This window comes from Peribacillus loiseleuriae (assembly GCF_001183985.1).
GTDB classification, from domain to species: domain Bacteria; phylum Bacillota; class Bacilli; order Bacillales; family DSM-1321; genus Peribacillus; species Peribacillus loiseleuriae.
In genome coordinates this window covers 4,270,624-4,281,836 of sequence record NZ_LFZW01000001.1, presented here as the reverse complement: position 1 = coordinate 4,281,836, position 11,213 = coordinate 4,270,624, and the positions used below count along the sequence as shown (strand labels likewise).

Below are 11,213 nucleotides of genomic sequence, written 5' to 3'. Positions count from 1 at the left end.
AATGGATGAATTACTCATAATTCTTCATTCTACGTTTCGAATGACTGCCCCGATAGCACTGGCTGCAATAGGCGGTGTGTTTGCTCACCGTGCCGGTGTACTAAACGTAGCACTGGAAGGAATGATGCTGGTTGGTGCTTTTACGGGTGTAATGGTTAGTTATTTAACTGGAAGTATTTTAATTGCTGTCTTGGCGGCCGTATTATCTTCCATGATCTTAGGTCTCTTGTTCTCAGTATTTGGTATTACGTTGAAAGGTAATGTAATTATCACTGGTCTCGCGATTAATACTATTGTTTTAGGCTTGACTGCCTACATTTTACAAGTCTTTTTTGGGCAACGAGGTGTCTTTTCTAACCCGAAAATTATTGGTCTCGAACCTTTGGATATTCCAATTCTACGGGATATACCTATTCTTAGTGACATTTTAAACAATCAAACCCCTATGGTCTATGTTAGTTTACTTGCACTAATACTAGCCCACTTTGTCCTATATCATACTAAGTTAGGGCTTTATATAAGAACGGTCGGAGAAAAGGAAGAAGCGGCATATTCAGTTGGTTTGCCAGTTAATAAGTTGAAATATATTTCTGTTTTGATTGGTTCATTTCTATGTGGTCTTGGCGGAGTAAACATTGCTTTAGAAAACGTTACGATGTTTGTTGAAGATATGACTGTTGGTAGAGGATTCATTGCGCTGGCAGCAATTTTTTCTGGACAAGGTACTCCTATAGGCACATTTATTTTCAGTTTTCTGTTTGGATTTGCAGATGCACTTCAAATAAGACTTCAATCACTTAATATACCTGGTGCATTTATTCAAATGATTCCATTTTTATTTATTGTTTTGGTACTAACGGTAGTAGGAATAATTTCTGTTCGTGGAAGAACATCTAGGGGGATTAAAAATGAGTAATACAGCTCTAATTGTAGTTGATATGGTTTATGATTTCGCTCATCCAAATGGTGCAGTTTATTATCCTCAAAATGAGCAGATTTTGCCTCGTATTAGGAAAGTAATAGATGAATGCAGAAAGCATGATTGTCTAATCGTTTTTATGCAGCATTCTCATCGTGAAGGAAAGTTTGACAAGGAACTAACAATGGTTCGTCAGAATTGTATTGAAGGTACTGGGGGAGATGAGTTAATGCCAGAACTGGGTGTACAAGATAGTGATTTTGTAATAAAAAAACGGAGGTATAGTTCCTTTTATGGAACGGATTTAGATTTAGTATTAAGGGAGCACAATATAAAAAATGTTATTATATGCGGAACAAAAACAAACTGTTGTATACGTGCAACAGTAAATGATGCCTACCACTTAAACTATGATGTTATTGTACCTCGCGAGTGTGTTGCAACAAATGATGAGACAGTAAACGATGTACATCTTACGGATATACAGAAGTATCTTGGACGAGTTTTCTCTATGGATGAATTATTCAAGTGGTTAGAAGGCGAGGAAAAGTAATGAAGAAAGAGATAGATTTAATCGCATCAGGCTATCCAAGTATTGATTACATTGTCCGATTACCTGAAACCCCAAAATTAGGAAGGACGTCAATTATCCAAAACAAAGAACATAAAGACCCCTACTTTGGTGGGTGTAATGTAAATATTGCCTATTTATGTTCAACGATGAATCGTAAAACTATGCTTTCGATGCGAGTAGGAAATGATTTTTTTAAGAGTGGGTTTAAAACCTTTTTGGAAGAAGGTGGGGTGAATACATCTAATCTTCAAGTGATTGAGGAGGATGTTACATCAACTTCACAACTTATCATGAATGAGGCAGGTAATCATATTACCTTATTTTATCCAGGGGCGATGAATGAAAAATATCCTGTATTAATTGATGAGAATTCGATCAAAAAGTCTAGGTTTGGTGTTATTACAGTAGGTGATCCACTATATAATTTGAAATTTGCCGATATGTGTATTAAGCATCAAGTACCTTTGGTATTTGGAATGAAATGTGATTTTGAAGCATTCACACCCGAGAATTTAATGAAAATTATGCAACACAGTGAATTAATTTTCATGAACGAAAGTGAGCAATTAGCACTGGAAGAATGTTTACCGATTAATAGTATCATAGACTTTTTGAGTAATGGGATTACGAAACATATCATTGTGACCCTAGGAAGTAAAGGAAGCAAAATTTTCTCTAAACAAGAGAAAAATACGCAAGAAGAAATTATCGGAATTACGAAACCTGAATGTGTCACTGACACAACTGGTGTAGGGGATGCTTACATAGCGGGATTTTTGCACGCATATATGGACGGTAAGTCCATTCGACAATGTGGGCAATCAGGGTCTGTTATGGCTTCATTCATTATTGAAAAACAAGGATGTCTAACAAACAAGCCAACTAAAATGGAGTTTTATAGTCGATACAAAAACCAATATCAGGAGGAATTTTAAATGAAATTAGAAAGTACGCTTTATTTACAATCAACTAAAAAGGATATTGCAAAATATGTTATCTTTTCAGGCGATCCAAGACGTGTTGAGAAAATCATAACATTAATGGAAGATGTGGAGAAGGTTTCTATTAATCGTGAATACCATACTTACACAGGTTTTTATAAAGGAGTACGCGTGACTGTTACTTCCACTGGAATCGGAGGACCATCCGCAGCAATTGCTCTTGAAGAAATGTACGAGTGTGGAATGGAAGTAGCTGTCAGACTCGGTACAGTAATGGGGTTGAAATCAAACCTAGGCCAATATATCATCCCTAAGGCCGCAATGAGGAAAGAAGCAACGAGTCATACGTATGTAGATTCATCGTTTCCAGCAGTAGCTGATCATGATTTGGTCTCCTGCATGAATCAGAGTGTGCTGGATAATGAAAGAGAATATGAAAATGGGATTGTATGCAGTATGGATGGCTATTACACAGAGATGAAAGAATCAAGGTTATCACGTCAAATGGAGCGTGATGTTCCACAAGGTATTTCAGAGTTGCATAAATACAATATTTCTGGAATTGATATGGAGTCCGGTGTAGTACTAACGTTATCTAACTTGATGAATATTCGCGGTTGTGTAGTTACACTTGCAACAGTCCTGGATAATTTAAAAGAAATGATGGAATCAAATCTACGAATAAAAGAAGAAGCAATGCTTGCAAAAATTGTACTTGACGGATTGGTATTATTCCATAAGGAGGATATTAAAAACAATGAAAGCATTTAATAATTTATTTGATGAAAAAAAAGTGGTTATTGGGATGGTTCATTTACTGCCACTTCCGGGTACCCCATTATACTCCAATGATATCCCAGGGATTTATAATCAAGCATTAAAGGATGCGCGTACACTTGAAGAAGGTGGTGTAAACGCGTTAATGATTGAAAATTTCGGAGATATGCCTTTTAAGAAAAATCTTGAAATAGAGCAAGTCGCTACTATGGCAGCTGTATCGTCTATAATTAAGCAACAAACAGATCTACAGATTGGAATTGACGCTGCTTTTTGTGACTATAAAGCTGCACTTAGTATTGCATTGGCAATTCAAGCTGATTTTGTGCGGTTGGCTGTTTTTGTTGACACTGTCGAAAGTTTTAATGGGATTATGGAGCCATGTTCCGCTGACGCATTGGCATACCGCAAAGCAATAGGCGCAGAGCATGTGGCTATATTGGCTGATATCCAAGTGAAGCATACACATATGCTTATACCGAATATTCCTATTGAAGAGTCTGCTAAGGTAGCTGTGAGTTGTATGGCGGACGCCATTATTGTAACAGGTTCACATACAGGTGGAGAAACACCTATCGATACAGTTAAACGGGTAAAAGCAGTTGTGGATTGTCCAGTTATTATCGGAAGTGGTGTATCATCAAAAAATATTAAGGAACAATTAGTAATTGCAGACGGCGTAATTGTCGGTTCTAGTTTAAAAAGTACAAGTGATCCCACTTCATTAGTAGATATAGAGAAAGTAAAGAGTTTAGTAGAAAATATATGATAGGGAAGGACTGTTAGAACGTATGTTACCAATGAGACCAATGAAATTAGCAGGCGAACACCTTATTTTTGGGGAAAATTCATTAGAGTATTTAACTCAATTAAAAGGGACACACAAAAAAGCATTTATTGTGCTTGGTGGAGGCTCTATTAAGAAGACAGAGTATTTTAAAAAAATTGAGGATTATTTAAAAATTGCTGAATTTAAGATAGATGTATTTACTAACGTTGAACCTGATCCATCTTTTAATACAGTGCTAAAAGGGGCACAGCAAATGATGGAATTTAAACCAGACTGGATCATCGCAGTAGGTGGTGGGTCCGTAATGGATGCAGCGAAAGCAATGTGGGTATTTTATGAGCATCCTGAACTAAAAACATTGGAGCAAATTTCACCTCCAAATCCAATTCCGCCTTTACGAAAAAAGGCAAAGATGGTCTGTATCCCTACTTCTAGCGGAACGGGAAGTGAAGTGAGCCGTTCAGTTGTAATTACTGATACAGAAACACACGTGAAACATGGAATTGGTGATATGGAAATGATGCCTGATATCGCTATTTTGGAACCAGGTATTACTACTTCTATGCCTCCTGAATTTACAGCTGCGACAGGAATGGATGTGTTGACACATGCTTTGGAGGCACTTGTATCACGTCGCGCAAATATTATTGCAGATACATTGGCTGAAAGATCAGCACTTGAAGTATTTGAGTATTTACCTCGGGCTTACGAAGATGGAAGTGATATAGAAGCTAGAGAAAAGATGTTACTTGCCTCCTGTTTAGCAGGTATGGCCTTTACTAATGTTTCTTTAGGTATTGTACATAGTATCGCACATGCAGTAGGTGGGAAATTTGGGGTGCCTCATGGACTAGCTAATGCGATAATATTACCTTATATCATTGAATTTAATTCACAGGATCCTAATACTTCTCGTATTTATAACGATTTTGCTTCAAAAATTGGGGCAGATAATTTGGCGAATGCAATTCGTGAATTAAACAAAAAAATTGGAATTCCTTCAAATTTAATGACGGTTATCCAGCGCGACAACGACTTTGAATCTTCTATTCAAGAGCTTGCTGAATTAGCAAGTAAAGACGGTTGTACCAAAACAAACCCTCTAATTCCAGATGTTAATGAATTTAAACGACAAATCAGACTTATTTACTTTGGTGTTGAAAGGGGGCAGTAATAAATTATGGCTAAACTTATTTGTTATCTGTCGAACGGCTATCCATCATTAGAGAAAACAATGGAAACTGCTGATCTATATGTCGAAGGTGGTTGTGACATAATTGAGGTGGATATACCAACTGATAATCCATTTTTAGATAATGAGTTTATCGGGGGACGTATGTCCAAGGCTTTTGAACAGGATCAAAATTATGATCACTATCTTGGTACAATCTCGACAATCCGAAAAAAATATCCAGAAAAGGGAGTCCTCATAGTTCTGTATGAGCATACCCTAATAGCTATTGGTGTAGAGAAGTTTATAAAATATTGCTTGGATAATAATACAAAAGATATAATTTTAGCAGGCCCTGAAAATAATGATGTGAAAAATATTTTAATGAAAAATGGAATTCGAGTATCTAGTTATATTCAATTTCATTTACCAGCGGATGAAATTGAACTTGCTCGGAATTCTAATGGATTTATCTACCTGCAAGCAAAATCAGTTGGTGTGGAAAAAAATGGGTGTGATACATTGAAAGAATGCATTAATTATCTACGTGAAATTGGTATTGATCAACCTATATACTGTGGAGTAGGAGTTTCTACACAAGAAGATGTAAGATTGGTCTCAGCATCAGGAGGAGATGCTGCTTTTATAGGGAGTGCAGTCTTGAAAAAACAAGATGACCCCGTAGAGCTAGTTCGCTTTATAAGTGAATTGAAAGTAGCAACAAATATTTCGTGCGCTAATAAGTAATTTCCGCTCGACTCCAAAAAATTCATTGATAAGTTCAATATCATAATATTTTGTGGTATTGGACTTTTTAATTTTTAATAAACCTTTTATTAATATGCATTCTTGATAGTTTTATTTAAATAATTTAGCTCTGCTTATCAGTTTTTGTGCGGAAATTTGTCATGGTATTATACGAATTAATTAATAAAGTATGTGATATTTATATGATAAATTTCAGAGTTGCTGTATTAATCAATAGTACGTTATTAACACAGCCTAAGAAAATTTTTTGTAGATGTTCTGTAGCCATCTCCAACCCGGATTCTAAAAAAAATTTGTATTTTGTTTCTATTTTATATGGTATGTTAACTTGTAGGGACAACTCGTTAACTAGATAAATACTGGCATTTTAAAATGATAAAGTGAAAGGAGTTAATCAGAATCTATACTAACAATAATGTACCACTATATTTACAATTAAAAGAAAAGATAATTAAATTAATTGATGAGAAAGAGCTAAAAGTAAATGATGCAATACCATCAGAACCGATGCTGACGGAAAAATATAATTTAAGCCGTACTACGGTTAGGAAAGCATTGGATGATTTGGTAAATGAAGGGTATCTCTATAGAGTACATGGCAAGGGAACTTTTGTAGATGGTAGAAAGATCGAGCAGGGTCTAGTTAATTTGTCCAGTTGTACTGAAGATATGAATCGAATGGGATTGTCATCACAGTATGTATTACTAAAACAAGAAATAAAGTCTGCTACTCCAACATTAAGAAGTAATTTAAATTTGCTTCAAGAAGGAAATGTATTTCATATTGAAAGAGTTATGTATGGAAATGAATCTCCTGTTAACGTAACAAAAAGTTATATTCCATATCAATATGTAAAAGGAATTGAGAAATATGACTTTGAAAAGGAATCACTATACAAAGTACTCAAAGAAACATACAACATTAAAATTATTGATGCAGTAAGAAGCTTTGAAGCTGTCCTTTCTGATTTGGATAATTCGAAAAAATTAGGAATAAATGAAGGGGTCCCTTTAATCATGTTTGAAGGACAAGTGAAAGCTCAATTACCAGATGAATCGATTGTCCAGTTGGAGTATTTTAAAACCTATTATCGAACTGATCAGGTTAAATTCTATATTAATCAGTTTCGTTAATCTCAAATTTCACACTATTCGACTTTAATCTGGATATAGTCAATGTTCATGAACCCTAAATGATCAAATTGTAAATGATCCTAATAACTTTTTTGAAATAAGTGCGTTCCTACAAAAAGTAGAGGCTCCTTTTCACTCCCATGAAAATTAAGTAAGTTCAAAAAGAAACAAATACAAAGCAAAAATAGAGTTGGATCAAATAAACCTTGAACCAACTCTATTTCATATTCTTTTATAACTTCACTCGTTGTAATCGCAGTGCATTTAATATAACGGATACCGAACTGAATGCCATTGCAGCATCTGCAACCCAAGGAGCTAGAAGTCCTACAGCTGCGATTGGAATACCAATTGTGTGATATGCAAATGCCCAGAATCAGTTTTGTTTGATGTTGTGCATTGTTTTACGACTCATAATGATTGCATTTGCAATACTGTTTAAATCGCCGCGAATCAGTGTAATAGCGGCAGCTCCCATCGCAACTTCTTGACCAATCGCTTTTGCGGTACGTTTGTTATCACCTGTCATCATAATGACCGAAATGCCCATATTTTGCAGACGACGGACGGCTTCTTTCGATGTGTATTTAATTGTATCTACGACGGCCACTAAACCTGCGTATTGTCCATTAATCGCCGTTTTACCATTTTATTCTAGTAGTTCCATTGTTGGTAAAACGTTTGAAACATCGATACCATATTGTTGCATTAATTTACGTGTACCAATGCCCACACATTGACCAGAAACCGTTGCTTGTACACCGTAACTAGGAATCGCTTCGAAAAATTGGACATTACCTAGTTCAATTCCTTTATCTTGAATACCTTGAACAATTGCTTCTGCTAAAGGGTGCTCTGATTGTTTCTCTGCTGCACCGATTAGTGATAAGAAACGTTCCTTGTCTTGCCCATTTGCCACGACAACATCTGTTAACACTGGTTTATCATGTATCACTGTACCCGTTTTATCAACAACAACTGTATTAATACTTTGTGTCTGCTCTAAGTGCTCGCCACCTTTGAATAAAATACCAAATTCAGCTGCACGACCAGAGCCCGCCATAATAGACGTTGGTGTTGCAAGCCCAAGCGCACATGGGCTTGCAATAACAAGTACCGAAATTAACACTTCTAACGCTGGCGTAAATTCACCTGGTTGAACCCATAAAAACCAAACAAGGAATGTGGCAATCGCGATCCCTACAACGAATGGTACGAAAACACCTAAAATCTTGTCTGCTAAACGCTGGAATGGCGCTTTTGAACCTTGCTTGCGTATCTTCAACTACTTTAATAATTTGTGCTAACGCTGTATCGCGTCCAACTTTCGTAGCTTTCATTTGAATAAAACGTCACCTTGCTTTTTATCAACCGGAAGACTTTCCCTTGTTAACATCGATTCATCAATGGCTGTATTTCCTTCTAGTACTTCACCGTCAACCGGTATTTTTTCACCTGGTTTCACTAAAATTATGTCACCAATCACGACTTCTTCTAATGGAATTTCATTTTCAACACCGTCGCGCACCACAATCGCTGTTTTCGCTTGTAAACCCATTAATTTTTTAATTGCTTCTGATGAACGACCTTTTGCTTTTGCTTCAAATAACTTACCTAAAATAATCAGCGTAATCAGTACCGCACTTGTTTCAAAGTACAAGTGTGGACCCGTGATGTGATCTACTCGTAACAATCGTTTGATACACACACTGTAGAATTAGAAAGCCGACGTACTACCCATGACAGCGAGTACGTCCATATTAGCACTACCGTTACGTAATGCTTTGTATGCACCGACATAGAACTGTTTCCCGATAATAAATTGTACCGGTGTGGCTAATAACATTTGTATCCAACAAAAAAATATACACTTATTTGAAGAGTATTTATTAGGAGAATATTTTTGAAAAATAAATAAAGCACGAACAACAACGGGGGATCATTGCTTCTTTACATAAAGCAGCAAAAAGCTTAATAAGATTATTGTAATTTATGTTATAAAATGTAGGGGAGGTGGATAAGGTGAATAAAAATAAAACAGTTAAACAACACCTAATTACTGGATGCATTCTCCTAGGAATATTAATCATAATGGGAAGTATACAAGTTGTTTTTTCGCCATTGACTTTTGTTAGGAGTATAATGCTAATTGCTGTTATAGGATGTTCAGCAGGTGTAGGGTCTTTTATAAGAGAACTATTTGTATTAAAGAAAAATAAAATATTCAAGTAACGAATGCTTGAGTAAAAAAACATGGCTGTCATTATGATAGCCTTTTCTTATTGTGTAAACGAGTCAGGTGAATGCAGAACTCTCCACCATGCTGATTCTGGGTCTGATCAAACGCCTCAATTCGTTGATTCCTGACAAAGAAAGCAACCAAACCAAACCAAAGCATGCGAGTGACAGCAGACTAAGAAAGAGAGCGAGTGTAGATCTTTGCCTATTGTTCATAAAATCCCTCACAATCCATATGCGTTTTGAAGTTTATTATACAACAAATTGGAGGTTGACCAATCCATAATAAAGAGCCTGTGTCTCAAATTGCAAAGCAATCCTGAAACCGAAACCAGACTCTTCTATTAGTCATTTTGATGGTACATGATGAAGAAGATTAGCTTGATCTTGTTCAATAGCCGTTAAAGCTAATTTTTTTATTGTTGCGTCATCCATAGGCGGATTGTGTAGACCAGCTCTTACGTCTCGATAGTATCTTTGTAGAGGATTGTTACGTTGAAGGCTTTTTGCACCGACAATTCGCATAGCTTTATCGACAATTGTTAAGGCTGAATTTGTAACAATGTGTTTGGCTGCTCCAAGTTCATTTGTGAGATGAACTCTTCGTGCGCAATCATCATAAGCCTCTGCAACGCTGTATAAAAAATGCCTTGCTTTCATTAGTTCTAGATCAATTTCCCCTAAAAGTTGTTGGACATTAGGCAATTGGCTAATTGGTCCGTTTAAGCTATTTGGCGAATGAGATTTGGCAAAATGTACAGCATAGTCCCGAGCGGCTTGTGCAATTCCAAGATAACATGCCGGAATGTGCAGAATCCAACCATTGATTGGGCCACCACTTGGGGTTTCAGGAAGCTCAACAAGTTTGGCGTCATCGACTTTCACATTTTGAAGAACAAGATCATGGCTACCTGTCCCCCTCATAGAAATTACGTCCCATGTTTCATCAATGGTTAGTCCTGCTACATCTTTATGTAGGAGAAAAAAACCAACCTGTTGCTTCTCTTCAATCCATGCAGATACTAGAAAATACGTTAATACTGGAGACATAGTAGTGAACGTTTTCCGACCTGTAATAATCCAAGATCCATCTTTTTTGACTGCATTTGTTCCAGGCCTGCCCCCTCTAGTTGGGCTTCCTGTTTGTGATTCTGTCACAGAACGATTCACTAATGCACCGTTCAGTATTTCCTCTGCAAAGAAGGATAAGTTCTTTTCACTCCAAAGCTTCTTCTCGAAAAGTTCTCCTATAGCTCCAAGATTCCAGCCAATGGATAGCCCTGTGGTCGCATCAAAACTAGCCAATGTTTCCTGGAAAAGTATCATGTCATAAACAGTTATACCTTCTCCTCCGTATGCTTTTGGCAGTGAAAGACTTGTGTACCCCATATTCACTAAATCTTGAATATTTTCTTTTGGAAACATCGCCAATTCATCAATTTGTGAAGATTTACTTTTAAACGTTGCCTCTTTGTTATGTAGTTTTTGTAACCATTTGTGTTGAAAGTCAGTTTTGGTAAATAAGTTAATCACGTTTTCCCTCCTGCTAGTTTTCATTAGATAAGTAGTCAAGGCGAATTTTTTTGTTATTTGTCTATGTAAATAGATTAATTCATATTATTCTTATTGGTTTAAATAATAACTTTGTAAAATTATACTGTCAATTAGTTTCAAAATTTTTATAAAAATACTAAATTCAATATCCTCAAAAACTAAACATCTAGAACTCTCCAAAAGTCTCTTAGAAAGCCAGCTATGGTTCGCCTACATAAAAATCCAATGCTAAATGTGTCTAGAGATTATAAAAAGTACTATCTATATCATCTGCTAATGTAAATTTTATAGAAAATTCAAACAACAGATTGACTTTCAAATAGTATCCATCTATTATGTAAATAATC

The 11,213-nt window shown here is 36.1% G+C and carries 10 protein-coding genes and 1 pseudogene; 9 read left to right on the top strand and 2 right to left on the bottom strand.

Annotation, left to right across the window (positions count from 1 at the left end; all coding sequences use genetic code 11):
* Position 1: 1 nt before the first annotated feature.
* From AC625_RS19765 to AC625_RS19730, 8 genes are all read left to right on the top strand, one after another.
* The gene (locus AC625_RS19765) at positions 2-916 is read left to right on the top strand and encodes an ABC transporter permease (RefSeq protein ID WP_049682851.1); all 915 of its coding nucleotides are present in this window, start codon (positions 2-4) and stop codon (positions 914-916) included.
* On the top strand, positions 909-1,472 hold the full coding sequence (locus AC625_RS19760; RefSeq protein ID WP_049682850.1) for a cysteine hydrolase family protein: 564 nt from the start codon (positions 909-911) through the stop codon (positions 1,470-1,472). Before AC625_RS19765 ends, AC625_RS19760 begins: the two co-directional genes overlap by 8 nt.
* On the top strand, positions 1,472-2,428 hold the full coding sequence (locus AC625_RS19755; RefSeq protein WP_049682849.1) for a carbohydrate kinase family protein: 957 nt from the start codon (positions 1,472-1,474) through the stop codon (positions 2,426-2,428). Before AC625_RS19760 ends, AC625_RS19755 begins: the two co-directional genes overlap by 1 nt.
* Positions 2,429-3,205 (top strand): nucleoside phosphorylase, encoded by a 777-nt coding sequence (locus AC625_RS19750; protein WP_049682848.1) that lies wholly within the window; start codon positions 2,429-2,431, stop codon positions 3,203-3,205.
* Positions 3,192-3,980 (top strand): BtpA/SgcQ family protein, encoded by a 789-nt coding sequence (locus AC625_RS19745; protein WP_049682847.1) that lies wholly within the window; start codon positions 3,192-3,194, stop codon positions 3,978-3,980. Before AC625_RS19750 ends, AC625_RS19745 begins: the two co-directional genes overlap by 14 nt.
* 22 nt (positions 3,981-4,002) lie before the next feature.
* Positions 4,003-5,175 carry an iron-containing alcohol dehydrogenase gene (locus AC625_RS19740; RefSeq protein ID WP_049682846.1) on the top strand — a complete coding sequence of 391 codons (1,173 nt, stop codon included), beginning with the start codon at positions 4,003-4,005 and terminating at the stop codon, positions 5,173-5,175.
* Positions 5,176-5,181: 6 nt separating this feature from the next.
* Positions 5,182-5,919: a tryptophan synthase subunit alpha gene (locus tag AC625_RS19735; protein WP_049682845.1), complete on the top strand. Its 738-nt coding sequence runs from the start codon at positions 5,182-5,184 to the stop codon at positions 5,917-5,919.
* 414 nt (positions 5,920-6,333) lie between these two features.
* A complete protein-coding gene (locus AC625_RS19730) occupies positions 6,334-7,074 on the top strand; it encodes a GntR family transcriptional regulator (protein WP_342671018.1) in 741 nt (246 codons plus the stop codon).
* 232 nt (positions 7,075-7,306) lie between these two features.
* Here the strand turns inward: AC625_RS19730 and AC625_RS26970 are convergent.
* Positions 7,307-8,929, bottom strand: a pseudogene (locus AC625_RS26970) (copper-translocating P-type ATPase); the annotation flags it as partial.
* 167 nt (positions 8,930-9,096) lie between these two features.
* Here AC625_RS26970 and AC625_RS19720 point away from each other — a divergent pair.
* A complete protein-coding gene (locus AC625_RS19720) occupies positions 9,097-9,306 on the top strand; it encodes a hypothetical protein (RefSeq protein ID WP_049682843.1) in 210 nt (69 codons plus the stop codon).
* A 354-nt stretch (positions 9,307-9,660) separates the two neighbouring features.
* On the opposite strand, the gene AC625_RS19715 is transcribed toward AC625_RS19720, so the two are convergent.
* Positions 9,661-10,845, bottom strand: a complete 1,185-nt coding sequence (locus tag AC625_RS19715; protein ID WP_082191178.1) for an acyl-CoA dehydrogenase family protein — start codon at positions 10,843-10,845, stop codon at positions 9,661-9,663.
* Positions 10,846-11,213: the final 368 nt, after the last annotated feature.